Genomic DNA, 23,684 nt, shown 5'->3' with positions numbered 1-23,684 from the left:
ATAAGAGTCTCGAAACTGACAGACCGCCCGATTCCGAAAGTTTCCTTCGAGGAAGTTCACTGGATCGACCGGGAATCGGAAAGGCGCACCGATGATACGTTCTGAACTATTGGAAAAACTGGCTGAAGAAAATCCGGAACTGAAGCCGGATGAGATCGAAAAGATCGTCGACCTGTTTTTCAACCAGATCAGCCAGAAGCTGGCTGAAGGCGGGCGCGTGGAACTGCGCGGATTTGGCGCTTTTTCGACCCGTCAGCGCAAACCGCGCACCGGTCGCAACCCGCGCACCGGAGAGTCGGTGGAAGTTCCGGCCAAAAGAGTGCCCTATTTCAAGCCCGGCAAGGAAATCCGCGAGCGGCTGAACGAAAACTGATTTCCAAAAATAATGCGAGATATTGTGTCTGCGCACTTGACCGCGCGCGCGCAATAATGCTTGTCGCTAGGCTCCGGCAAGAGCTGGACCTACCGGTGCGGACGTGGCGAAATGGTAGACGCAGCAGACTTAAAATCTGCTATCCGAAATGGGTGTGCGGGTTCGAGTCCCGCCGTCCGCACCAGTTTTTGACAATCGATTGGCCTGGCCGGTCGCACCGTGCAGATATCCGGCTTTTGCCCCATCCCTATAACATTGCCATGTCAGCGGGCTGATCCAGCAATATCCGGCCCGCGAGTTCGAATACGGCAGGAGCCGTCGCTATATGCTGGGTCGCGACATGGGCATCGCGGAAGCGGCGTTGCAGACTGTTGTCCGAATAGACCGCAGATCCGCCGCCGAGCGTATAGGCGGTCTTGCAGACTTCAGCGGATATTTCCGTGGCATGGGCACAGGCAAGGCGCAAATTGGCCCGGCCCTTCACGGAAATTTCATCGCTGCCCCGCGCTTCGGCCCAGCATTCGGCAATGGCATTTTCCAGAAAGCCGAAAGCACCGGCCAGCAGCGCCGTCGCCCGCGCCAGTTCGACCTGAACGGTGGCCCGCTGCGCCATCGAACGCCCGCCACCGGGCGTCTTCTTGTTGATCGCGATAGTGCGGATTTCTTCCAGCGCGGCCCGGGCATTGCCGAGAGCGACCGAAGACACCCCGAGCGCCAGCAGGCCAAATAGCGGAAACTTGTACAGGGCACCGGGATTGCGAGGCTGGTCGCCCACGAAAGACACGCTGCGATCCTTTGGTACCTGCACCTTCTCTACCGAGAAATCGCCCGATCCCGTGCCTTTCAAACCGGCGACATGCCAGCTGTCGATGAAGGAGACATCACTGGCCGGAAAGAACAGCATCCGGTGATAGGGAGCATCATTATCGAATTTCTGCAGCTCCCCATCCTTGAAGATCATCGCCCCGCCGCCCAGCCAGGAGCAATTGGCGGAGCCGGAACCCCATTGCCACTGGCCGCTAAGCAGATAATGGTCGCCCATGTCCTCGGCCCGGCCCATCGGCGCGAAAACACCGCCGGTGATGACATCATCAGCCCCGAATATTTCCTGCGCCACCGGCTCAGCCATATAGGCCGCGCCAAGCGTCGAGGTCACCGCGATCATCACGCACCAGCCGGCGCTGGCATCTGCTTCGGCAACCGTGGCGACGATTTTCATGAAGTCGAGCGGCTCCAGCTCCAGCCCGCCCAGCGAAGCCGGCTTGGACAGATTGAAGGCCCCTGCTCCAGCCAGCTTTGCCGCGAGATCGGCTGGCAGGCGCCGCGCCTTTTCGGTTTCCTCAGCGCGCGCCGCAATTTCGGGCAACAGCCCCGAAATCGCAGGCCCCACATCGCCGATGGTGGAAATATCATAATGTAAGCCGGTCATGCAGCATTTCTCCTAAGCGCATTGAACAAGCACAAGAGTTCCGCTTTGTCGAGCCGGCAAAAACATCTAGACGGGTAACATGCGCTATATCGCTCTTCTCTGCACCTGCCTGCTGCTGATATCCTGCGATAGCAGACCGGTGGCAGATACCGCGCCGGGACCGGCGCAGATCGTCCGCCTGTCCGATTCGGAGATCAAGGGCCTCGACCCGCAAAAAATATCCGACTTGTCCTCGCTCCGGGTTGCTGCGGACCAGTTCGAGGGTCTGACCCGTCTGGATGCCGGCGGTGCGGCGGAGCCGGGATTGGCAAAAAGCTGGCAAATTGCCGCCGATGGTCTGACCTGGGCCTTCACCCTGCGGGACAATTTGCGCTTTTCCGATGGCACTGCCTTTGATGCCTCGCTCTTCCCTGCCCTGCTGCGCCGCCTGCGTGCGTCCGAAACGGCGGCGCCTGCCCAGGCCCTGTTTGGCAATATACTCGCTATCGAGGCGCCGGACGGCAATCTGGTGATCGTATCGCTCGCCGCTCCCGATCCGGCGCTGCCGGCGCTGTTGGCCCATCCGGCCATGGCAGCGCTGCCGCTCCACCGGATCAAGGAAGCCGGCGACCAGTGGACAGCGGACCGTCCGATGGTCGCCAGTGGACCTTATCAACTGTCCGAATGGAAGCTGAATGACCATGCCCGGCTGGAGCGCAATCCTGCCTGGCATGACGAAGCGGCACCCACAGCGACAATCATCTGGAAGCCGATGGATGACAGCCTGTCCGCGATGCGCCTGTTCCTCTCCGGCGGCGCGGATATTGCGGCGGATTACCCCGCAAGCCGCCATCAATGGCTGAAAGAACATCATCCTGCCGCCGCCCACAGCGTGCCCTATCTGGGCAGCTATTATTTCGCTTTCAACACTCGCGCACCGCCCTTTGACGACCGCAGGGTGCGAACCGCTCTGTCCATGGCAGTCGAACGCCAGTGGATCGCCGAGAAGGTCATCGGCATCGGTAATATTCCCGCATGGGGATTGCTGCCACCAGGACTGGTCGGCGCGCAAGCGGCTAGGCCCGAATGGGCAGACTGGCCGCGGGAGAAGAGATTGCGGGAAGCGCGTGCATTGCTCGAGGCGGCGGGATTTGACGCGGGCCATCCGCTGCGCTTCGAAATTCGCTTCAACAGCTCCACCGAACATCGCCGGGTTGCCGTCGCGATGGCCGCCATGTGGCAGCCGCTTGGCGTCGAAGCCAGCCTGTTCAACAGCGAGGCAGCCCTCCATTTCGCCGCGCTGCGCCGCCATGAATTCTCGCTCGCCCGCTCCGGCTGGATTGCTGACCTTCCGACACCGGAAAATTTCCTGCAGGTTCACCAGCAGGCCAATGGCGCGGGCAATTATTCAGGCTACGACAATCCCGATTATGACCGGCTGCTCGTGCTTGCTTTCGCCGAACCGGACCCGGCCCGACGCCGGACATTGACGCAACAGGCCGAAGCGATCCTGATTACCGACATGCCTGTCCTGCCGCTCTATTTCTATGTCACCCGCAGCCTCGTGGCGGAGCGGATCGCGGGGTGGAAAGATAATATTTCCAATGTGCATCCCAGCCGCACTTTGCGTATAAGGCCATGATGAATTTCCGTTCGACATTCCGGCGTAACAGCATTTTTGCGGCTTTCGCCGTAACGATGCTCGGCGCCTGCGGCTTTGCCGGAGATGAGGATCAGGTGAGAGTCACCGTGGTCGAAGATGGCGAAACGCGGATCAATCCGATCGGGACGCGACTGAATTTTGCCTCCGCAACGATGCGCGCTTCAATTGCCAAGGGACTGGTCGGGCTTGATGAAGAGGGCCGGGTGGTACCCGCGCTAGCTGCACGCTGGATCGTTTCCGACGACGGGCTGAGCTATATTTTCCGCCTGTTCGACGCCAGATGGGACGACGGCAGGGAGATCACCGCCGAGCGGGTTGCGCGCCTGCTGCGCGAACGCTTTGTCGAATTGCGCAACAGTCGCCTGCAACATGATGTTTCGGTGGTCGACGAAGTGGTGTCGATGACAGGCCGGGTGATCGAGATCAAGCTCGATGCGCCGCATCCCAATTTTCTCCAGCTGCTCGCCCAGCCGGAAATGGGACTGTTCCGGGCCGGGCATGGCGCTGGCCCAATGCGCCTGCTGAGCGAAGACAATGGCATCAAACTGACACAGTTTGAAGAACCATCGCAGGAAGAACAGGACGGGGAGGAAGAAGACGAGCGCTGGGTGTCGCTGCGCAGTGAACCCGCCGCAACCGCCATCGCCCGCTACCGGGCGGGTGGCGCGCAGGTCGTGCTGAACGGCAAATATCATCATCTTCCGCTCGTCGATGCGGCGGATATCAGCAGCGGCGACCTGCGGCTCGATCCGGTTGCCGGCCTGTTCGGACTGCGATTCATTCGGGCCAATGGGTTCTGGGCGGTTCCCGGCAACCGGGAAATATTGGCTATGGCGATCAATCGCCCGGCCCTGCTGACTTCCTTTCCCGGCGTCAGCGCTTGGCAGAGCCGGCTCAAGATCATCCCCGAGGCGCTCGATGTCGAGGGCATCAACGCTTATCCCGACTGGGCCGCCATGACCATGCAGGACCGGATAGTCTTTGCCAGAAACCATGTCAGTCGGTGGAAAGCGTCCGAAGGGCCGGTCATGCCGCTGGCCATCGCGCTACCCGATGCCGCGGGCGCCGATATATTGTTCAAGCGTATCCAGTCCGATCTCCGGCGCGTGGGGCTGGACGCACGGAAAGTCGCACTGAACCAGAGGGCCGATGTCCAGCTGCTCGACGAGATCGCCCCCTATGACAGCGCCCAGTGGTTTCTGAAGCAATTCACCTGCATGAAAACGACGGTCTGTCTGAACGACGCCGATTCGAGGATCGCCGAAGCGGATGCAGCAACCAATTTGCAGATCAAAGCCCGTCTCTATGCCGAGATCGAGATCATACTGATCGACCATTATAATTTCATTCCGATCGCGGTTCCGATCCGCTGGTCCATCGCCCGGCAGGGCCAGCGCGGCTTTGCCGTCAACCCGAGGGGCTGGCATCCATTGAATCCGCTGGTCGGCATCCCCATATCCTGACTGTATCACTAGTATATGACAGGGAGGTCGCATGGCCATTTCCGAAGAACAGTTAAAACGTCTCGCCGAGCAATTGCCCGACGTCAGCCGCGATCCGCAAGCGGTCCGAACCCGCGTCGAGGCGATGGAGAAGGTGCTGGAGCGCGCCTTCGTGATCCCTGGCATCAATCGCCCGATCGGCGTCGATTCCATCGTCGGACTGGTCCCTGTGGTCGGTGACATCGTCACCGCCCTCATGGGTGCCTATATTGTCTGGGAAGCGCGCAATCTGGGCATGTCCAAGCTGCAACTGACCCGCATGGCGGCCAATGTCGGCATCGATACGGCGCTCGGTGCCATTCCTTTCGCCGGCGATGTGTTCGACTTTTTTTGGCGTTCGAACAGCAAGAATTTGAAGATCATCCGCAAACATCTCGACAAGCATCACCCCGGTACACGGACGCTAGACGTTTAGGCAGTGGGAAAACGGGCCGCGAAATCTTCAAGCTCCACCCTCGCGCCATTGGCGACAAAACTGACCGTATGGTAAGTTCCGCATAGCGCCATTATTTCCATCTGCTCTTCTCTGGTCCAAAACCGTTGAAACGATGCAAGATTTTCCTCTGCTATGGTTCCCGCGCGGCATAAATCATCAATCGATGCCAACAGGGATTTTTCCTTGTCATCCCACGCCGGATCGTCGCATTTTCCTGTTTTAGTGGCAGAAATCTGCGCTTCTGAAAATCCGGCTGCGCCGGCGAAGATCGCAACATGGACACCCCATTCATACTCGCAATCATTATTAGCGGTCGTCCGGAGAATGACTATTTCACGCTCGCGGAGAAGTAAGGGACTGTCCTTATCAAGCAAATTGGGCACGCCCTTTTTCGCAAAGCGCGCGCTGTTTGCGAACACGCGAAACAATTTCAGCAAATAGCCGTCCTGTCGCGGATAATGTTGCATCACGGCGGTCAGCTCTGGTGAATATGGTGGCATGACAGGGGTAAGAATATTGCCCATGGCCCGACTCCTTGCTATGTTTTCTGTAGCATAAATATGCTACTAATTATGTAGCGTCAAGAGAGTGTCAACATTGAGCAATCAGAAAAGCAATCGCCCCGTCATGATCCTGCTGGATTCGCTTGGGAAAAGATGGACTCTGCGGATCATGTGGGAACTGAGAAACGGACCATTTACGTTCCGCGCGTTGCAAGAATCCTGCGACATGCTGTCCCCGACAACGCTCAACGCCCGGCTCGGGGATCTGAAGGCGTTGGGGATTATCGAGCATCAATCTGCCGGATATCAGTTAAGTGCCAAGGGTCTGGAGCTGGCTAAAGTCATGACCAGTCTGACCGACTGGGCGAACAAGGAAATCAGCCCCCGCGCCAAATCTTGACCGGCATATCGTCTTTCGCCGCCCGCATATAGGCGGGACAGCGCTGCGGACGGAAGCTTTTGCCGAGACAGAGCTTCACTTCCTGCAGCCAGCCGCGCTGGTTGATTTTCAGCCGTATCATATCGGGCCGAAGCCCCTCGTTCGCCGCCGCAAAGGCGTTGCGGAACTGGCCTGCCGTCAGCGGCTTGCGCGACAGCCGGTCCATGTCGGGAAAGCGGACCGCATCAAACATGATCCGCGAGACGCGGAAATAGGTTTCCGGACGCTTGGTCATGCAGGTGCCATGCTTCGCCCATTCATGCGCCATCATTTGGGTCGAGGGCATCATGCAGAAGTTGCGCTTCACCACCGCCGGTGGCAGCGCCCTGGTCGGCGCGCACCACTGCGGATAGGCGGGATCGCGGGCGTCGGGCCACAGGCCATGGAGAATGAAGCCAAAACTGCCATCCTCTCCGCTGCACTGCGTCTTGTCGCGGCGGCTGTCCTTGCGCTTGTTGCAATATTCCGGCGACCAGCTGAGCGCCAAGGTGTAGCGGGTGATCGGCTTGATACGGCGCGGTTCGGATGCCGGCTTGCGCTCGGCGGGGGCGCTGAGGCCGGATGGAGGGCTGCATTGGTAGGATTGGGCTTGGGCGGGGGTCGCGGCCATAGCCAAAAACAGGATTAAAATCGATGGTCGCCCCAGCGAAAGCTGGGGCCTAACCCGAGTTTTCCGTAGCTCAGACGATTGGCCTGGATCCCGGCCTTCGCCGGGATGACGATTGCTATACCTGTTCAAAATCCAGCCCGATATCAGCCGCAGGCGCACTCTGCGTGAGCCTGCCCACCGAAATATAATCCACCCCCGTCTCCGCCTTGTCGCGAATAGTCTCCAGCGTCACGCCGCCGCTCGCCTCGGTTGCCACGCGGCCGGCGATCAGGGTCACCGCACCGCGAAGGATCGCTGGCTCCATATTGTCGAGCAGCAAGTGCGTCGCCCCTGCCGCCAGCGCCGGCTCGATCTGGTCGACCCGGTCGACTTCGCAAATGATATTTTCGACGCCCGCATCCTTGGCGCGCCGGACTGCTTCGCCGACCGAACCCGCCACAGCCACATGATTATCCTTGATCATTGCTGCGTCCCACAGGCCCATGCGGTGATTCTGCGCCCCGCCCATCCGCGTCGCATATTTCTCCAGCACACGCAGTCCCGGAATGGTCTTGCGCGTGTCGAGCAATGTGCAGCCCGTGCCTGTGATCTTCCGGACATATTCGTTGGTCATGCTGGCAATGCCGGTCAAATGCTGCACCGTATTGAGCGCGCTGCGCTCCGCGGTCAGCATCGCGCGCCCCTTGCCCTTCAGCCGCATGATATCGGTGCCTGCTGCAACCGCCTCGCCTTCGCCGACCAGTATTTCGATCTCCACATCGGGATCGAGATAGCGGAAAAACGCCTCGGCAATCGGCAGGCCGGCAATCACCGCATCATGGCGGCTGTCCATCACGCCGGAGAATATCGCATCGGGGGGAATGACCGCTTCCGATGTCACATCGCGCCCCCCTTCCCCATAAGGTGCCCCGAGGTCTTCGGTGAGCGTGGCTGCGACGAAAGCGTCGAGATCGAAACGGTCGAGGGTGAAGGTCATGACTATCGACCTAACCCAATCGACTGTCAGGTGAAAGCAGGAATCTGCCTTCTCCCTTGAGGGAGAAGGATGCGAAGGCTTAACGAGGAAGGAGTTTAGCCGAAGCTGGATGAGGGTGCACCGCTCCGCACATTTCGCGCGCCCCATCATCGGCGGAACACCCTCATCCAACTCCGCCTGGCCAGCAAGCTGACAAGGCTCCATATCCTTCTTCCTTACGAGAGAAAGAGCAAAGAACTGGCCGAAACTGTCATGGCTTTTCGCAGCGCATCGCTTGTGATGACTATGTGTTTCACATATATTGCGGCATGGATTTCGAATTTCGTCCAGGTAAGGATGCGATTAACCGGGCAAAGCATCATCTGCGGCTGTCGTTCAGGCAGCGGATTTTTGATGATCCATTTGTCGAGATTCTACCGTCCTTCAGACCTATCGACGGCGAAGACAGGTACAAGGCGATTGGTCTGGTTGACGGCAAGCTTTTTACCACAATCTATGTAGAGCGCGGCGCGGCAACAAGATTGATTTCAGTAAGGAGGAGCAATGGCCGGGAACAAAGAGACTATGATCGCAATCCCCGCTGATCCGAATGACCCGGAGGACTTCGACGTCAGCGTCGCGGGGCTCGAACGCGCGCATATGGGCCGCTTCATCCGGGTACTCCGTTACGACCTCGGCATGACCCAAGAGGAATTTTCCAAAACCTACGGCATCCCGCTCGCCAATATCCGCCAATATGAAATCGGCCGCCACATGCCCCCGCCTGCGGTCCGCGCTTATCTAAAGGTGATCCGGGCAGAACCGGAAGTGGTGAAGAGGGTGATGGCGGGGTAAGCGAATCCCTCTCCCTCCAGGGAGAGGGTTGCGCAGACTTGGCAGCTTGCTGCCTAGGTCGTGGACTCATAAAATCTTAGCCAGAGTCTGGTTGACGCGAGTGCGACGGTGGCGAGGAAGTTTCTGGCGAGCTTGTCGAAGCGGGTGGCACATCTTCGGAAGTGCTTGAGTTTACAGAAGTATCTTTCGACCAGATTGCGCTGACGATATATGTTCGCGGCGACTGAGCGTTGTATCTTGCGATTGCGCTGGGTTGGGATATGGGCTGTGGCACCCATGGCCTCGACCTGTTCGACCAGGGCGCGGGCATCATAACCCCGGTCGGCGACGAGATGGCGTAGGCGTTTCAGGCTGGCGACCAGACCGGCGGCGGCCGCATGATCGGATATCTGGCCTTGCGACAGGGCGAGACGGATTGGCAAGCCCTCGGCATCGACCACGGCATGCAGCTTGGTACTCAGTCCCCCACGAGAGAGACCAATGGCGTGATCCGGGCCCCCTTTTTACCACCGCTGGAATGCTGGTGAGCGCGAATGATGGAACTGTCGATAAATGCCATGGATTCTGGCGAACCTGCTGCCAAGGCATTGAATATATTAATCCAAACACCAGCCTTCGCCCATCGGTTGAAGCGATTGTAGACCGTCGTGTACGGGCCATAGCGTGCCGGAAGGTCCCGCCAGGGCGAGCCCGTGCGCAAAATGTAAAAAATACCGTTTAGTACCCGCCGGTCATCCACCCGCGCCACGCCGCGCGGCTTGTTGGGCAATAGCGGAGCGATAATCGACCACTCCGCATCACTCAAATCAAATCGTGCCATGATACACCTCCTCTAAAGACAGTGAATCACATCTATTGCGCTATGGGAATCCCCTTTATGAGTACACAACCTAGTCGTAGCTGGGTGAGGGTGCGCTGCTCTCGATGACGGGGAACACCCTCATCCAACTGCGCCTAATCCTGCGGACAAGGCTTCGTATCCTTCTCCCTCAAGGGAGAAGGAGAAACTTTCAGCTCAACCCTCATGCGCCAGATCAGTCGGCCCCAGGTCCCCCTGCCCGACCGTTGCGCTCGCCATTTCCATCATCCGGTCGATCGACTTGCGGGCCTGCAGGCGCAGTTCCTCGTCCATCTCGATGCGTGGTTCGAGGTCACGCAGAGCCACATAGAGTTTCTCCATCGTGTTGAGCGCCATATAGGGGCAGATATTGCAATTGCAGTTGCCGTCCGCGCCGGGCGCACCGATGAAATTCTTTTCCGGTACCGCTTTTTCCATCTGGTGGATGATATGCGGTTCGGTGGCGATGATGATCGTGTCGCCGTCGAATGACTTCGCATATTTCAGGATCGCGCTGGTCGAGCCGACCATGTCGGCGTGATCGAGAATATAGGCGGGGCATTCGGGATGGGCGGCAACCGGCGCATCGGGATGCTGGGCCTGCAGCTTGAGCAACTCGGTCTCGCTGAACGCTTCGTGGACGATGCAGACACCGGGCCAGAGCAGCATGTCGCGGCCGGTTTTCTTGGCGATATATCCACCAAGATGCTTGTCCGGGCCAAAGATGATCTTTTGCTCGAGCGGGATTTGCGAGAGAATATGTTCCGCCGATGAACTGGTGACGATGATGTCGCTAAGCGCCTTCACCTCGGCCGAGCAGTTGATATAGGTCAGCGCGATATGATCGGGATGCTCGTCGCGGAACGCCTTGAACTTGTCCGGCGGGCAGCTGTCTTCCAGTGAGCAGCCGGCATCCATGTCCGGCAACACGACAATCTTCTCCGGCGACAGGATTTTCGCGGTCTCGGCCATGAATTTCACGCCACAGAACGCAATGACATCAGCATCGGTTTCCGCCGCCTTGCGGGAAAGCTCGAGACTGTCACCGACAAAATCGGCAATATCCTGGATTTCCGGCTTCTGGTAATAATGGGCGAGGATGATCGCGTTGCGCTCCTTGCGCAGCTTGTTGATTTCCTCGACAATATCGACCCCGGCCAAGCTGCCGCCAATTCCACCACGTGCGTCCATTATACTCTTCCTATTTCCTGTTCCGTTGCTGTCGAGCTTGTCGAAACATGCTCTTGCCGCCCATCGACAGGCTCAGGGCGAACGGAGTTTCTGATTCCCGACTAGTTTAGGGCAAGTTACCGTCCAAAGGAAATCAATTGCTGATACGGAATTTGACAATCCGGTCGGTGACCTTCTGCTCCGCATCCATGCCGCCCAAGATATAATAGTCCCCGCCAGCCTTCGCGAGCGCGCGATGGTCCATGCTGAGTTCGGCGAGGCGCCCCAGTTCCATCCATCGGTCGCTTTTCAGATCATAAGCAAAAAAGCCTCCGGATGGCTTGGCCGGCACCCCGTCATAGCCGATGCCGTCATAATTATAGGGATTGTCGCCACCGCCGGCAAAAATGATCCGCTGCCCGGCCTCGTCGCCAATCGCCGCCATCCGGTATTTCGCTGAACCGGAATGGGCATCGACGCCGCGCCACGTAATCTGCGTCGGGTTTTTCGGGTCGACATCGCCGCGCCAGGTCAGCTTTGCCGCCACAAATTTGCGCTTCCCGTCGGCAAAAACAGACGCCACCCCGTCGCTGACAATGATGCTGTCGCCCGCGATCCCGCCGCTATGTCCGAAGACAGGGGTACCGGGAAAGGGCGTAGCCTCGGTCCAGGCGCCTGTCTGCGTATCGAACATCTGCACGACGCTTACATTACCCTCATCATGCCAGCCGGAAATAAGATAGATGAACCGGTTCTGATAGGGCACGGCAAGCGCATCATCGACCGGGGTCGGCATATCGGCCTTTTGTTCGTAACGCCCGGTTGCGGGATCGAAAGCAAATACCTCCGGGGTGGAGATCTCGTCACCATTGGGAGCGACGGTATAGCCGCCGAAAATATAGATTTTTCCAGCCACGGTCACCGCGGCGCTGGCCAGTCGCCCTTCCAGCACCGGCACCGAAGCAATCGTCTTGCAAGACTCCAACGCGATCACGCAGGCATAAGCGGCATTGCTTGTGTCTTTCCACGTCTTGCCTGCTTTCAGGCCGTTGAAACTGTACAATGTCGGACCTTCGGATCCGTCGGCAACGGCCACCGCATTATTGGAGATCGGCTCCGGCAGGGCAAAACCAGCGGTTTCCGAGAGCGGTTCCGGCTGCGGAGTCCGTTCGCAGCCCGCCAAGACCAGTCCAGCCACCAGCATCGCTGTCGCAGTCATGATCGGCAATCTCATTGCGCCTCTTCCCTCTTCTTCTGCTGTTCCGCCAGCACATCCCTGATCGGCCGCGAATAGTCCCACCGTTCCTTGTAGCGGCTGCGTTCATATGGGAAAAAGGCGTCAACCTTCGCTTCCACCCCAGCGGCCTGCAGCGGCACAGCAAAATTATGCCGCACCGCGCGACGTGCGGCTTCCCGGGCCATACGAACCTGCATGGGGTTTAGCGCCTGCTTCGCCAATTCATCGACACCCTTTTTGCGGTTCGCCTGGTCGAGGACCTCTTGCGCGTCGGTCAGCGCCATCAATATGCCGCCGTCATCATAGGTCTGGATTTGCTCGATATGCACCTCGGGCCGGGCGATTTCGATCGCCGGGATCTCGACATAAAGCGTGTTGTCGCGAGCATCCCAGCGGACATCATCGGCGCCAAGCTTGGCCAAATCCAGTTCGTAGCGCACCGTCCCGGGCATGATCAGGGTCTTGCGGGCCGAGAGGCCAAGCCTGGTCAGCGTCGTGGTGACGGTGGCATTATAGCTGGCGGAAAAGACCGTCAGCCGGTTCTGCTCCTGCATATTGGTCAGGCTGGCATTGGCGATCGACACTGGGTCGGGCGCGATGCTGTTTTCCACGCGGGCAAAAAGCAGCCAGGCAAGAGCGCCCAATATGATGAATATCACGCCGGTGACAGCAACCGGAACCCAGAAGCGGCGTGATGTTTCCGCCGTCATCCGGCCATCGCCCAGACGTCACCCGTTTCCGCCACACGGCCCTTGTTCTGGAGGTCGATCAGATGCGCACGCACCGATTGCCCGGCCGCGCCGTTGAGCCGCGGGTCCAGCCCCTTGTACATGCGCGGAACCATATCCTTGATCGCGGCGGGACCTTCTTCCAGCAGTTTCAGTATCTGTCGCTCGCGCTGTTTGCGATGCCCCATCATACCGCGGACCAGCTGGCGCGGATTGGTCACTTTCTTGCCATGGGCAGGATAATAGACCTTGTCCTCGCGCTCATAAAGCTTCTGCAGGCTCGCCATATAGTCGGCCATGTCGCCATCGGGCGGCACGATGACGCTGGTAGACCAGGCTATGACATGGTCGCCGGTAAACATCGCGCCGGATTCCTGCACCGCGAGGCAGAGATGATTGGAGGTATGTCCAGGTGTCGCCACCGCCTCGATGGTCCAGCCGTCTCCGGACACCGTCTCGCCATCAGCGAGCACCTGGTCGGGCTTATAATCCTTGTCGAAACTTTCATCGGCGCGCGGGCCATCATCTGCCAAAACCAGCGGCGCGCAGCCGATGATCGGGGCGCCGGTGCGCGTAGCCAGCGGCGCAGCAGCCGGACTGTGGTCGCGGTGGGTGTGGGTGCACATGATCGCTGTGATCCGTGCGTTGCCGACAGCGGCCAGTATCGCGTCTATATGGCCGTCAATGGCAGGGCCGGGATCGATGACCGCCCGATCGGACTTGTTTCCGACAATATAGGTCTGGGTGCCCGTATAGGTATAGGGGCTGGGATTGCCGGCCAGCACGCGGGCGACCAGCGGTTCCATCTGCTCGCACAGGCCGGTGGGATATTTTGAAGGGTCAAAGTCCATGGCTCTGATGTGGCATATCCGGGCCATAAAACAACCACGAAAAAGGGCGGCCCGTGAAACGAACCGCCCTTTTGCCCCGTTATAAACGGTTTCCCCGGCTTAAATCATCGCCATCTGGGCCTTCACCTGTTTGATGCTGCGGTCGATTTCCTCGATCTTCCTGGCGCGCTGGACCTTGTCATCCTTGCAGTTCACGACCTCGGCCCGTTCTTTTTTCAGCCCCTGCAGCGCGGCATCGAGAATCGCGGCCTTGTCGACCTTGACCTCAAAGCCGCCGCACCCCGCCACCACGGCCCAGGCCTGCGTCGCCAGACCATTAGCCCCACCCATGGCGATCTGCTTGTTCATGGCGATGCAATCGGGGCCCTTGACCTTGACATCAGTGGCGGAAGATCGCGTGCTTCCCTTGGTGTAGAATATCGATGTGAGGCGGGCGACGGGCGTTACCTCCTGCAGTGCCTCCTGCTGGGCCCGGCGAGCCTCTTTCATCGCTTCGCTCCGCTCCACTGCGGCTTCGTTCAGGGCTTCGCGCATTTCCTGCTCGGCTTCCCGAAGCTCCTGCTTCATCTCTCTTTCGGCCGCAGCCAGTTCCCGCTTGATGTCAGCTTCCCGCCGCGCCTTGTCGGCTTTGATCCGCCATTCCGCGGCCTTGGCCCGGGACACGTCTGCCTGAAGCCGGGATTGCTCCGCTTTCCGGCGTGATTCATCTGCCTTGATGCGCCATTCCTGAGCCGTGGTCCGCGATTGCTCTGCCTGAAGCAAGGACTTCTCTGCCTTCAGCCGTGATTTTTCGGCTTCGACAACCATCTTGCGCACTTCTTTTTCGCTCAGCTTCTTGTCGGTACGCAGGATGACGGTTCTGCCATTATGCTTGATCTTGTGCACATAGTCCTTCGACAGGTCGGCAGCTTTGCGCCCATTGAGCATAGTGATGTTGACCGTCTCGCTATCGGCTGCAGGAGCGAGAGGAGCCGCAGGCGCTTCCGGTGCCGTCGGCGCGAGCGGCGCAGCGGGAATTGCGGGTGTCAGAGGTTCCGGAATATCCAGCGGCTCTACCGCCTCTACTGACTCTGCATAGGTGACCGTCGCGGTCAGCGGCAATGTCACCACCGTACCGACCGCCACCAGTCCAGCGCCCAGTTTCCGGCGCAGCGAGGATTTTTCGGATCGTCCGAGCATCTTGAGACGCCCTTTGATCTTGTCCTTCTGGTTCAGCGGACTGGCGAGACCCAGGCGGTGGCCGGAAGCAGACTTTGCGATCGTACGGCCGTAAACAGCCCGGACTTCGCGACCGCTCTTCGCCAGGATGCGCGCGTCGCATGCGGTCTCCTGATCCTGCCGGAAAGCGATCCAGGCAAACCAGGCGACCGGGTTGAACCAGTGCAGCGACAGAATCGTCAGCCCGACGAAATTGGCGGCCAGATCGCCTGATTCGTGATGTGCGATCTCATGTTCCAGCGCCAGCTCCCGCTCGCGCGGCGCATAGTCGCGGAAGAAATTGGTGGGAACCGCAATATATTTTTCAATCAGGCCGAAAGCCAGTGGCCCACTGATCGCTGCGGTTTCGAGAATTTTGATATTCTCGTGCCGACCGATCAGCCTTCCGTCCGACACGATATCCTCCCTAAATTGAAGATAGGCAGCCAGTTTGCTGATGAACAGAAGACCGGCTCCGCCGAGCCAGATGATGATGCCGATCATCATCCAGTCGAGCGATGCCAGCGCGCTGAGCGCGGTCGCTTGGGCGGGTACGCTGGCGACCATTTCCGATCCCAGCGCCATCGGTACAAATGGGGCAACCGGTTCGGTGACAGCGGGTGCCTCCAGCGTCAGCGTCGGCATGAACAGACGGGCCAGCGGCAATATCCACAGAAGATAAGCAATGCGCGCTCCGAAAAAATGGCTGACCGGCTTGCGGACGATCAATACGAGCGCCATCAGCAAGGTCATCGAGAACATGGTATCCCAGATCCACTGGTTCAATTCGCCGCTCATTTTTTCAACTCCCTCAAAAGCTCCTCGATTTCGCGGATATCATCGGCGCTCAGTTCATCGGCCTCGGCCAGATGCGCAACCAATGGCGTGACTTTTCCCCCGAAAAGCCGGTCCACAAAATTTCGTGATACGCCGGTGAGATAATCATCCCGTTCCACCAGCGGAGAATAGAGAAACCGACGCCCGTCGCGCTCGGTGCCGACCACGGCTTTCGCAGCCAGACGGGACAAGAGGGTCTTGACTGTCTGGAGCGACCAGTCCTTCGCGGGGATAACCTGTTCAGCCACTTCCGTTGCGGTCATCGGCGCGCGTTTCCACAGGACTTCCATGACGGCGTGCTCGGCATCGCTAATGCGCTCGGTCACGATATTGGTCCCTCCCTTGAGAATCGTCAGTGACTACATCTGTAGTTTCAATGACTACGGATGTAAACAATCAATCCGGAAAGCGATGTCGTTCGTGGACGACCATCGACCGTTTGTCGAAAAGCGGTGCGGACGGGGATCGGGCTCGCTGTCGGAATATCTTACAATTTTACAACCGTTAACAGCGGTTAAACCATCTATATAGCTGATATATCGTGATATTTCAAAAGTGGCACGAGCGGTGCTACGAATATCATGTCTTTAACACTTAACACCCAAATCCTCCTTGCAGGAGGTGTAAATGAGGGGGTCGACTTACTGGTCTTCGTTGACCCCTCTCATTACAAGTTTCGACGAAACTTACCCCAAATAAAAACGGCCCGGTCCTCCTAGACCGAGCCGTTTTTTATTTGTCAGCAATCCCTGGCGGGAAGGAGATCAGGCCGCGGCGGGAGCAACCTTCTTCTCGGCCATCAATTCGCCCAGCTCGCCGGCTTCATACATTTCCATCATGATATCGCTGCCGCCGACAAACTCGCCTTTGACATAAAGCTGCGGGATTGTGGGCCAGTCGGAATAATCCTTGATCCCCTGGCGGACCTCCATGTCCTGCAGCACATCGAAGGACTCGAAGCCGACCCCGAGATGCTCGAGAATGGCAACCGCGCGGCTCGAAAACCCGCATTGCGGAAACAATGGGGTTCCCTTCATGAACAGCACCACATCATTGCTGTTCACCACGGTTTTGATCTTTTCGTTTACATCGGTCATAAATATTCTCCTAGTCGGGAACCGCGGTGGTGAGTTGCAACGCGTGCAGTTCACCGCCCATCTTTCCCTTCAGTGCCGCGTAAACCGCCTGATGCTGTTTAACGCGGTTCATCCCCGCAAACGCAGCAGAGGTCACTTTGGCGGCATAATGGTCGCCATCCCCGGCCAGATCGGTAATTTCAACCGAAGCGTCCGGAAAGGCTGCCAATATCATCGCCTCGATATCTGCGCTTGCCATGGGCATATGGCTAGCTGGCTTCTTCGATAAACTGACGCCGGGCTTCAACCATCTTTTCGGTCAGAGCGGTACGGATAGCCGATTCATCAATGTCGACACCAGCCGAAGTCAGATCGCCGAGCAGCTTGCGAATGACGTCCTCGTCACCCGCTTCTTCAAAATCGGCCGCAACGACCTCTTTCGCATAGGCAGCGGTCTCTTCGGGTGTCAGCGCCATTTTCTCGGCAGCCCATTGGCCCAGCAGACGGTTACGCCGCGCAGTTACCCTGAATTCCATTTCTTCATCACGCGCGAATTTGGTTTCAAACGCGCGTTCACGATCGTTAAAGTCTGTCATGGCTTTCCCTTGATCAATATTGTCATAAAAATAGGCATTACCGATGCTTCCTGCAAGTGCGTGCGGCCAATCAGTCGGCGACCTTGACCACCAATTTACCGATAGCGCCGCGATCCGCCATTTTCTGGATGGCCTGGCCAGCGTCTTCAAAGGCGAAAACCTCCGACACGCGGGGCTGGATCTTGCCCTGTTCCCAAAGCTTGAACAACCGGTCGATATGGGCGCGGTTGCCCTTGGGATCGCGCATCGCATAAGCGCCCCAGAAGACACCACAGACATCGCAGGACTTGAGCAGGGTCAGATTGAGCGGCAGTTTTGCGATACCGGCCGGAAAACCGACCACCAGAAAGCGGCCTTCCCAGGCGATCGAGCGTACCGCAGGCTCGCTATAGTCGCCGCCTACCGCATCATAGATGACATCGGCGCCATTCGGACCGACGGCAGCCTTGAATTGCGCCGCCAGCGCCTTCGACTGGTCCTTGTCGAAAGGAGCCCGCTCGTAGATCACGGTCTCGTCAGCGCCGGCTTCTTTGGCAAAAGCCGCCTTTTCCTCGGAGGACACCGCCGCGACGACGCGCGCGCCAAAAGCCTTGCCCAGTTCGACGGCAGCGATACCGACACCGCCCGAAGCACCAAGCACCAGCAGTGTATCACCCTCGCTGATATGGCCACGATCGACCAGCGCATGGATCGACGTGCCATAGGTCAGCAGCAGCGCGGACGCATCTTCAAAGCCAACACTGTCAGGAATCTTGAACACGCTGTTCTGGTCGACAGCAACCTTTTCGACCAGGCCGCCATGGCCCGTGGTCGAGGCAACACGGTCACCGACCTTCAGATCTTCAACGCCTTCGCCGACAGCTGCGATGACGCCGGACACTTCTCCGCCCGGAGCAAATGGCCGCGGCGGTTTGAACTGGTACATGTCCTGGATGATCAAAACGTCGGGATAGTTGATCGAACAGGCTTTGACATCGATCAGCACCTGCCCCTTGCCGGCGACCGGATCGGCGACGTCCAGCATCTCGAGTGTATCTGGTCCGCCCACTTTGGTTGACATCAAAGCCTTCATATCATTCCCTTCCCTGGAATTTTTCTGGATTCTATGCCGTGGCCGGTATCAGCCAGGGCTTTGCAGAATCGCTGTTTTTCTCGTGCCGTTCTATGGCATCCGATTTCGCCATTGTCAGGTCAATTTCGTCCAGCCCTTCGACCAGGCACTGGTGCCGGAACGGGTCCATCTCGAACGGGAAACGGTCCTGGAACGGTGTCGTCACGCTCATGCTTTCCATGTCGATGGTGACCGGATCGGTCTTGGCGACTTCCATAAGCCGGTTGATCGCGTCTTGCGGCAAGGCGATGGCCAGCAGGCCGTTCTTGAAGGCATTGCCCGCAAATATATCGGAAAAGCTCGGCGCGATCACCGCCTTGATGCCCATGTCGTCGAGCGCCCAGGCCGCATGTTCGCGGCTCGAACCGCAGCCGAAATTGTCGCCCGCGATCAGGATCGAGGCACCGGCATATTCCGGATCATCGAAAACATTGCCTTCCTTTGCCCGGATCGACCCGAACGCGCCCTTGCCGAGCCCTTCCCGGGAAATCGTCTTCAGCCATTCGGCAGAGATAATGACATCGGTATCGACATTTTTCTGACCGAAGGGAATGGCGCGGCCTTCAACGCGATTGACGGGTTTCATCTACTCTTCCTCGCCATCATCGTCATAATCCGGTTCATTTTCATATTTCGGCAGTGGCTTGCCCTTCACCGCCTTGAAATCATCATGCTTTTTCATCTGATGCCGGCCCGCATAAATCAGCGCCGCGGCCACAGCTGCCGAGCCGATCGCTGCCCCGACCTTGGCGCCGGTGGACCATTTACCCGCCTCATTGTCGGTGGAAGCCTGATCCTTCACGGACGGCTCATCTTTTTTATTGTCCTCGCTCATATCAACCTCTCATTTCGTCAGTTCGCGCACGTCGGTGAGCTTACCGGTTACTGCCGCAGCCGCAGCCATGGCCGGTGACATCAGATGCGTTCTAGCACCCGGGCCCTGCCGGCCAACAAAATTGCGATTGGAAGTGGATGCACAGCGTTCGCCTGCTGGCACCTTGTCCGGGTTCATGCCAAGACAGGCCGAACAGCCCGGCTCGCGCCATTCAAAACCGGCCTCGGTGAAAATCCGGTCGAGCCCTTCGGCTTCGGCCTGAGCCTTCACAAGGCCCGAACCCGGTACAACGATCGCCCATTTCACATTGCCGGCCTTCTTGCGGCCTTCCAGTATCGCGGCGGCAGCCCGCAGATCCTCGATCCGGCTGTTGGTGCAACTGCCGATGAAGATATTTTCCACCGCCACATCGCGCAGCGCCTGCCCGGCTTCGAGCCCCATATAATCCAGCGATTTGCGCGCGGCGTCCTGTTTTGACGGGTCGGCAAAGCTTTCCGGCGACGGTACGATTCCGTTCACCGGGACAACATCCTCCGGACTGGTTCCCCAGGTCACGGTCGGCGACACATCGGCGGCGTTGATCGTGACGCTCTTGTCGAATTTCGCGCCTTCGTCGGTCGGCAGCGTCTTCCAATAGGCCACGGCCGCATCCCAGTCCGCGCCCTTGGGCGCCATCGGACGACCCTTCAGATAGGCAAATGTCTTTTCATCCGGCGCAATCAGGCCCGCGCGCGCGCCGCCCTCGATCGACATGTTGGAGACGGTCAGACGGCCCTCGATCGACATCTGTTCGAACACTTCACCGCGATATTCAATGACATGGCCGGTGCCGCCCGCCGTCCCGATCACGCCGATGATATGAAGGATCAGGTCTTTCGGGCTGATGCCGGGGCCAAGCAGGCCCTCGACCCGGATTTCCATCGATTTCGAGCGGGTCAGCTGCAACGTTTGCGTCGCCAGCACATGCTCGACCTCGCTCGTGCCGATGCCGAAGGCCAGCGCGCCCAGTGCGCCATGCGCGGCAGTATGGCTGTCGCCGCAGACCATGGTCGTACCCGGCAGGGTAAAGCCCTGCTCCGGACCAATCACGTGGACAATACCCTGGTTGATATCGCTGGCGCCGATATATTTGATACCGAAGGCCGGCGCATTGGCCTCCAGCGCTTCCAGCTGGGCCGCGCTCTGCGGGTCGGCGATCGGGATTTTCTTGCCCTGCGCATCGAGCCGCGCCGTGGTCGGCAGATTATGATCGGGCACCGCCAGCGTCAGATCCGGCCGCCGCACCTTGCGGCCCGCTTTGCGCAGCCCTTCAAAGGCCTGCGGGCTGGTTACTTCATGTACCAGATGCCGGTCGATATAGATCAGCGCCGTGCCGTCGGCACGCTGGTCGACAACATGGGCGTCCCAGATTTTCTCGTAGAGGGTCTTCGGTTCGGTCATAAGCTCCTGACTTCCAATATGGTGTTTCGTTTAGTCAGATCAATTGGCCGTGCAAGTCAGAAGTGGCTTCAATTGCTATTCAAATAGGCCTATCTTCGCCAGATGATTATCATTCGCTCCCTCCTGATCGCCCTGCTGGCCCTGTCCGGCACCTCAACCCTGGCGCAGGAGAACGCCGGGTCCAGCACCGAAGACCAGGCGCTGCAGCTGGCCTTGGACCGCGGATTCGATCTGTATCGCTACGATCAGGCCGCCTGGCACACGACCGACGCCATGCGGGAAGATATCGAGGATCTGGACGGCAGCGGAATCCGCGGATGGGTCGTCACAAACGTGGAGACCGGCCTGCTGGTGACCTTCTGGAAACCCGAAGGTGACCGTTTGCAGGGCGTATATTCGGCGGTCTGGGGCGATGGCAAGGTTAGCGATCGCAGGCTTTTGGCCGGTGAAGAGGCTGAATTGAGTGCGAAACAGCTTGAATTGATAGATGCGAGCAGGGCGATTGATGCATCGGCTCTGGAGAGGTGCAGCAAATCCCCTTTTAATCTGGTTACCCTGCCTCCCGCGAAAGCAGGCGACCCCATATTGGTCTATTTGCTGACGCCGCAGACCAGCCATTTCACCATTCCGCTGGGAGGACATTATCGCTTTGCCGTCGAAAATGGCAAAGTAATCGAGCAACGCCAATTCATGACCAGTTGCTTCGCTTTACCGGTCGCGGGCGAGCCGGGTCAGGAAGCGGTTGCCATTGCCGTGTCCCATGTGCTCGATCCGGTTCCAACAGAGATTCATATCTTCTCTGCCTTTGCGGCCAGAATGCCGATCTATGTGATCACCACTCAGAACAAATTTCAGTGGGTGGCCGATGTTAGCGAGGGCCGGCCACGCGTGCGGAAAATGGATCAGAAACAATGAGCCTGTTTGCGATCCTCGCTACCATCCTGGCGTCGGCTGTCGCGATGGAATGTATCGCCTGGGCGAGCCATAAATATATCATGCACGGCTTCGGCTGGGGCTGGCACCGCGACCATCACGAGCCGCATGACAAAATGCTGGAGAAAAACGATCTCTTCGGTCTGGTCGGCGCGGTGATGAGCATTTCGATGTTCGCCGTCGGCAGCCCGCTTGTTCTGGGCGCAAATGCCTGGGAGCCGGGCACATGGATCGGTCTCGGCATATTATTCTACGGCATCATCTACACGCTGGTCCACGACGGTCTGGTCCACCAGCGCTATTTCAAATATGTGCCGCGGGGCGGCTACGCCAAAAGGCTGGTACAGGCGCACAAGCTGCACCATGCGACCATCGGCAAGGAAGGCGGAGTCAGCTTCGGCTTTGTTTTTGCGCGCGATCCGGCGAAGCTGAAAGCCGAGTTGCGGGAGCAGCGGGAAGCCGGAATAGCGGTTGTGCGGGATGCGGTTGGCTAGTTTCGGCTGGCTCTGATCGAAGCCCAGCTGGTCAGTCCGATACCGGCAAAGATTATCAGCCCTCCGATCAGCAGCCGCGCCGTCAATATTTCGCCCAGCAATAGCACGCCGCCGATCGCGGCGATGGCCGGAACCGACAATTGCGACACGGCGGCGCTGGTGATCGATATCCGGGCCAGCATATTATACCAGAGGACGTAGCCCAGAGCGGACGTCACGCCGCCCGAAACGACCGCCATGATGACACCCGTCCAGCTGAACATCGACCAGTCGACCAAGGGGATCAGCAGCAAGGTCAGCAGGCTGGCGCCGACGAAATAGCGGGCCGTGGTCAGCGAGGGATCGCCAACCGCCTTCCCGGCCCAGGTCGAAACACCCCATGCCATCCCGGCGCTGATCATCGCCAATGTGCTGAGCAGCGGCGGGGCGGTTACGCCCGGCATCATCAGATAGACAAGACCGACGAGGGCAATAGCCGCCCCGGCCAATTGTCCTCTCGACGGCACGATTTGCCGCGTCAGGCCGATAAGCTGCATGGTAATCTGCCCGGCGGGGAACAGGATCAGCGCGCCCAGCCCCGCATCCAGCCCGATATAGGCCCAGGAAAAGGCCGCGGCATAGACGAACAGGGACAGGGCGCCGACCGCATCTTGGCGCTGGGGCAGGACTGACTGCCCCTTGCGCATTCCGATCAGCAGCGACAGGACAAGCCCGCCGGCGAGCAGCCGGACGATCGTATAGCCGGCCCAGTCAATCTGGCCGTCGGCCAGAGCCGCGCGCGCCAGCAGGGAATTGCCGGCAAAGGCGGTAAGGGTCAGGGCCAGCAGACAGGCGGTAGCAAGCCTGCCCTCGAATTTTGCCATCGGTCAGCTAGGCCGGGCCATCAGCACCGGACCGCCCAGTTCCACCGTCTTCTGATAGCCGGGCCGCGCGACCAATGCTTCGAAATAGCGTTTGCAATTGGGCCGGCTTTCCAGCTCGCCCATTACCGCGCGTCCCTCCAGCATATAATGCAGATTGATATCCGCGCCGGTGAACTTGTCGGCGACGAGGAAATCCTTGCCCTCCAGCTCGATTTCCAGATGGTCGAGCAGCTTGCCGACCTCCGAGTTCAGGAACCCGCTCCACGGTTCCGGCAGTCCGCCCAGCATCGGTGCGATACCGGTGATGATGAAGCTCATGCCCATCGTGCCCTCGGCAAAATGCAGCCATTCGAGATATTTCGCCCGTTCGGGATGGTCGACCGCCACGCCGAGCGCGCCATCGCTGTGCCGCTCGACCAGATATTCGAGGATCGCGCCGGATTCGACCATCACATGGCCGTCGACTTCCACCGTCGGCGCCTTGGCGAGCCGGTGCACGTCAGCGAGCGCTGCCGGTGAGCGCCGCGTTTTGGGATCGCGGGCATAGCGGACCATCTCATATTCGATCCCGCCCTCTTCGCAGAGCCAGATGATGCGCGACGAGCGCGAGGTTTCGAGATGGTGCAGCTTGATCATGGGGTTCTCCTTTGTCGCCACCTATACCGTTCGTCCGGGGCTTGTCGACGGACAAATTGCTAGTGCTTAGCGTGCTTCGACAGGTTCGGCACGAACGG

General features: G+C 59.0%; 29 protein-coding genes and 1 tRNA gene. 10 read left to right on the top strand and 20 right to left on the bottom strand.

The window, feature by feature from the left end:
- Positions 1 to 91: 91 nt before the first annotated feature.
- Positions 92 to 373: an integration host factor subunit beta gene (locus CHN51_RS10725; RefSeq protein WP_100094008.1), complete on the top strand. Its 282-nt coding sequence runs from the start codon at positions 92 to 94 to the stop codon at positions 371 to 373.
- 97 nt (positions 374 to 470) lie between these two features.
- Positions 471 to 557 (top strand) — tRNA-Leu (locus tag CHN51_RS10720).
- Positions 558 to 620: 63 nt separating this feature from the next.
- On the opposite strand, the gene CHN51_RS10715 is transcribed toward CHN51_RS10720, so the two are convergent.
- Entirely contained in the window at positions 621 to 1,802 is a 1,182-nt protein-coding gene (locus CHN51_RS10715) for an acyl-CoA dehydrogenase family protein (protein WP_100094007.1), read from the bottom strand.
- A gap of 79 nt (positions 1,803 to 1,881) precedes the next feature.
- On the opposite strand from CHN51_RS10715, the gene CHN51_RS10710 reads away from it, so the two are divergent.
- From CHN51_RS10710 to CHN51_RS10700, 3 genes are read left to right on the top strand one after another with little or no spacing between them, the layout of a single operon-like run.
- Positions 1,882 to 3,423, top strand: a complete 1,542-nt coding sequence (locus CHN51_RS10710; RefSeq protein ID WP_100094006.1) for a peptide ABC transporter substrate-binding protein — start codon at positions 1,882 to 1,884, stop codon at positions 3,421 to 3,423.
- The gene (locus CHN51_RS10705) at positions 3,420 to 4,907 is read left to right on the top strand and encodes an ABC transporter substrate-binding protein (protein WP_100094005.1); all 1,488 of its coding nucleotides are present in this window, start codon (positions 3,420 to 3,422) and stop codon (positions 4,905 to 4,907) included. The genes CHN51_RS10710 and CHN51_RS10705 overlap by 4 nt, the downstream gene beginning before the upstream one ends.
- A 31-nt stretch (positions 4,908 to 4,938) precedes the next feature.
- Positions 4,939 to 5,361: a DUF4112 domain-containing protein gene (locus CHN51_RS10700; RefSeq protein ID WP_100094004.1), complete on the top strand. Its 423-nt coding sequence runs from the start codon at positions 4,939 to 4,941 to the stop codon at positions 5,359 to 5,361.
- Here CHN51_RS10700 and CHN51_RS10695 read toward each other — a convergent pair.
- Positions 5,358 to 5,906 (bottom strand): carboxymuconolactone decarboxylase family protein, encoded by a 549-nt coding sequence (locus tag CHN51_RS10695; protein ID WP_100094003.1) that lies wholly within the window; start codon positions 5,904 to 5,906, stop codon positions 5,358 to 5,360. The two genes, CHN51_RS10700 and CHN51_RS10695, sit on opposite strands and share 4 nt — an antisense overlap.
- 73 nt (positions 5,907 to 5,979) lie before the next feature.
- Between CHN51_RS10695 and CHN51_RS10690 the strand changes: the two genes are divergently transcribed.
- Positions 5,980 to 6,285 (top strand): helix-turn-helix domain-containing protein, encoded by a 306-nt coding sequence (locus tag CHN51_RS10690; RefSeq protein ID WP_206169888.1) that lies wholly within the window; start codon positions 5,980 to 5,982, stop codon positions 6,283 to 6,285.
- Here CHN51_RS10690 and CHN51_RS10685 read toward each other — a convergent pair.
- A complete protein-coding gene (locus CHN51_RS10685; RefSeq protein WP_100094001.1) occupies positions 6,263 to 6,934 on the bottom strand; it encodes a ribonuclease T2 in 672 nt (223 codons plus the stop codon). The two genes, CHN51_RS10690 and CHN51_RS10685, sit on opposite strands and share 23 nt — an antisense overlap.
- Before the next feature lie 115 nt (positions 6,935 to 7,049).
- A complete protein-coding gene (nadC, locus tag CHN51_RS10680) occupies positions 7,050 to 7,910 on the bottom strand; it encodes a carboxylating nicotinate-nucleotide diphosphorylase (protein WP_100094000.1) in 861 nt (286 codons plus the stop codon).
- Positions 7,911 to 8,218: 308 nt separating this feature from the next.
- On the opposite strand from nadC, the gene CHN51_RS10675 reads away from it, so the two are divergent.
- Together CHN51_RS10675 and CHN51_RS10670 are read left to right on the top strand one after the other, a co-directional pair.
- Positions 8,219 to 8,494 (top strand): BrnT family toxin, encoded by a 276-nt coding sequence (locus CHN51_RS10675; protein ID WP_100093999.1) that lies wholly within the window; start codon positions 8,219 to 8,221, stop codon positions 8,492 to 8,494.
- Positions 8,454 to 8,744, top strand: coding sequence for a helix-turn-helix domain-containing protein (locus CHN51_RS10670; protein ID WP_123906301.1), 291 nt, complete (start codon positions 8,454 to 8,456; stop codon positions 8,742 to 8,744). Before CHN51_RS10675 ends, CHN51_RS10670 begins: the two co-directional genes overlap by 41 nt.
- A gap of 53 nt (positions 8,745 to 8,797) precedes the next feature.
- Here the strand turns inward: CHN51_RS10670 and CHN51_RS10665 are convergent.
- From CHN51_RS10665 to leuC, 14 genes are all read right to left on the bottom strand, one after another.
- Positions 8,798 to 9,564, bottom strand: a protein-coding gene (locus CHN51_RS10665) for an IS5 family transposase (protein ID WP_100093997.1) whose coding sequence is annotated in 2 segments (ribosomal slippage) — positions 8,798 to 9,240 and positions 9,240 to 9,564 — 768 coding nt in all. Because the reading frame shifts where the segments join, the coding sequence is not laid out codon by codon here.
- Between the two features lie 195 nt (positions 9,565 to 9,759).
- Positions 9,760 to 10,773, bottom strand: coding sequence for a quinolinate synthase NadA (gene nadA, locus CHN51_RS10660; RefSeq protein WP_100093996.1), 1,014 nt, complete (start codon positions 10,771 to 10,773; stop codon positions 9,760 to 9,762).
- A gap of 133 nt (positions 10,774 to 10,906) precedes the next feature.
- Positions 10,907 to 11,986 carry a galactose oxidase gene (locus CHN51_RS10655; protein WP_100093995.1) on the bottom strand — a complete coding sequence of 360 codons (1,080 nt, stop codon included), beginning with the start codon at positions 11,984 to 11,986 and terminating at the stop codon, positions 10,907 to 10,909.
- Positions 11,983 to 12,699 (bottom strand): DUF4230 domain-containing protein, encoded by a 717-nt coding sequence (locus CHN51_RS10650; protein ID WP_100093994.1) that lies wholly within the window; start codon positions 12,697 to 12,699, stop codon positions 11,983 to 11,985. The genes CHN51_RS10655 and CHN51_RS10650 overlap by 4 nt, the downstream gene beginning before the upstream one ends.
- A complete protein-coding gene (locus tag CHN51_RS10645) occupies positions 12,696 to 13,568 on the bottom strand; it encodes an MBL fold metallo-hydrolase (protein ID WP_100093993.1) in 873 nt (290 codons plus the stop codon). The genes CHN51_RS10650 and CHN51_RS10645 overlap by 4 nt, the downstream gene beginning before the upstream one ends.
- Before the next feature lie 99 nt (positions 13,569 to 13,667).
- Complete coding sequence (locus CHN51_RS10640) at positions 13,668 to 15,563, bottom strand: M56 family metallopeptidase (protein WP_100093992.1); 1,896 nt, start codon at positions 15,561 to 15,563, stop codon at positions 13,668 to 13,670.
- Positions 15,560 to 15,928 (bottom strand): BlaI/MecI/CopY family transcriptional regulator, encoded by a 369-nt coding sequence (locus tag CHN51_RS10635; RefSeq protein WP_100093991.1) that lies wholly within the window; start codon positions 15,926 to 15,928, stop codon positions 15,560 to 15,562. Before CHN51_RS10635 ends, CHN51_RS10640 begins: the two co-directional genes overlap by 4 nt.
- Before the next feature lie 438 nt (positions 15,929 to 16,366).
- Positions 16,367 to 16,699 (bottom strand): Grx4 family monothiol glutaredoxin, encoded by a 333-nt coding sequence (gene grxD, locus CHN51_RS10630; RefSeq protein WP_100093990.1) that lies wholly within the window; start codon positions 16,697 to 16,699, stop codon positions 16,367 to 16,369.
- A 10-nt stretch (positions 16,700 to 16,709) separates the two neighbouring features.
- Positions 16,710 to 16,943 carry a BolA family transcriptional regulator gene (locus tag CHN51_RS10625; RefSeq protein ID WP_100093989.1) on the bottom strand — a complete coding sequence of 78 codons (234 nt, stop codon included), beginning with the start codon at positions 16,941 to 16,943 and terminating at the stop codon, positions 16,710 to 16,712.
- 4 nt (positions 16,944 to 16,947) lie between these two features.
- The gene (locus CHN51_RS10620; protein WP_100093988.1) at positions 16,948 to 17,274 is read right to left on the bottom strand and encodes a DUF1476 domain-containing protein; all 327 of its coding nucleotides are present in this window, start codon (positions 17,272 to 17,274) and stop codon (positions 16,948 to 16,950) included.
- 70 nt (positions 17,275 to 17,344) lie between these two features.
- Positions 17,345 to 18,346 (bottom strand): NADPH:quinone oxidoreductase family protein, encoded by a 1,002-nt coding sequence (locus tag CHN51_RS10615; RefSeq protein WP_173202843.1) that lies wholly within the window; start codon positions 18,344 to 18,346, stop codon positions 17,345 to 17,347.
- A 31-nt stretch (positions 18,347 to 18,377) separates the two neighbouring features.
- Positions 18,378 to 18,971: a 3-isopropylmalate dehydratase small subunit gene (leuD, locus tag CHN51_RS10610; RefSeq protein WP_100093987.1), complete on the bottom strand. Its 594-nt coding sequence runs from the start codon at positions 18,969 to 18,971 to the stop codon at positions 18,378 to 18,380.
- Positions 18,972 to 19,220 carry a hypothetical protein gene (locus CHN51_RS10605; RefSeq protein ID WP_100093986.1) on the bottom strand — a complete coding sequence of 83 codons (249 nt, stop codon included), beginning with the start codon at positions 19,218 to 19,220 and terminating at the stop codon, positions 18,972 to 18,974.
- A 9-nt stretch (positions 19,221 to 19,229) separates the two neighbouring features.
- Positions 19,230 to 20,660, bottom strand: a complete 1,431-nt coding sequence (leuC, locus tag CHN51_RS10600; RefSeq protein WP_100093985.1) for a 3-isopropylmalate dehydratase large subunit — start codon at positions 20,658 to 20,660, stop codon at positions 19,230 to 19,232.
- Positions 20,661 to 20,762: 102 nt separating this feature from the next.
- On the opposite strand from leuC, the gene CHN51_RS10595 reads away from it, so the two are divergent.
- Together CHN51_RS10595 and CHN51_RS10590 are read left to right on the top strand one after the other, a co-directional pair.
- Positions 20,763 to 21,575 (top strand): hypothetical protein, encoded by an 813-nt coding sequence (locus tag CHN51_RS10595; protein ID WP_100093984.1) that lies wholly within the window; start codon positions 20,763 to 20,765, stop codon positions 21,573 to 21,575.
- On the top strand, positions 21,572 to 22,087 hold the full coding sequence (locus CHN51_RS10590) for a sterol desaturase family protein (RefSeq protein ID WP_100093983.1): 516 nt from the start codon (positions 21,572 to 21,574) through the stop codon (positions 22,085 to 22,087). The genes CHN51_RS10595 and CHN51_RS10590 overlap by 4 nt, the downstream gene beginning before the upstream one ends.
- On the opposite strand, the gene CHN51_RS10585 is transcribed toward CHN51_RS10590, so the two are convergent.
- Entirely contained in the window at positions 22,084 to 22,950 is an 867-nt protein-coding gene (locus CHN51_RS10585) for a DMT family transporter (RefSeq protein WP_100093982.1), read from the bottom strand. The two genes, CHN51_RS10590 and CHN51_RS10585, sit on opposite strands and share 4 nt — an antisense overlap.
- A gap of 3 nt (positions 22,951 to 22,953) precedes the next feature.
- Entirely contained in the window at positions 22,954 to 23,586 is a 633-nt protein-coding gene (locus CHN51_RS10580) for a glutathione S-transferase family protein (RefSeq protein WP_100093981.1), read from the bottom strand.
- Between the last annotated feature and the right edge of the window lie 98 nt (positions 23,587 to 23,684).

The sequence above is a fragment of the Sphingorhabdus sp. YGSMI21 genome, from assembly GCF_002776575.1.
Taxonomy (GTDB): Bacteria; Pseudomonadota; Alphaproteobacteria; order Sphingomonadales; family Sphingomonadaceae; genus Parasphingorhabdus.
The sequence above is the reverse complement of the archived record's forward strand: the minus strand, read 5'-3'. Positions and strand labels throughout refer to the sequence as shown.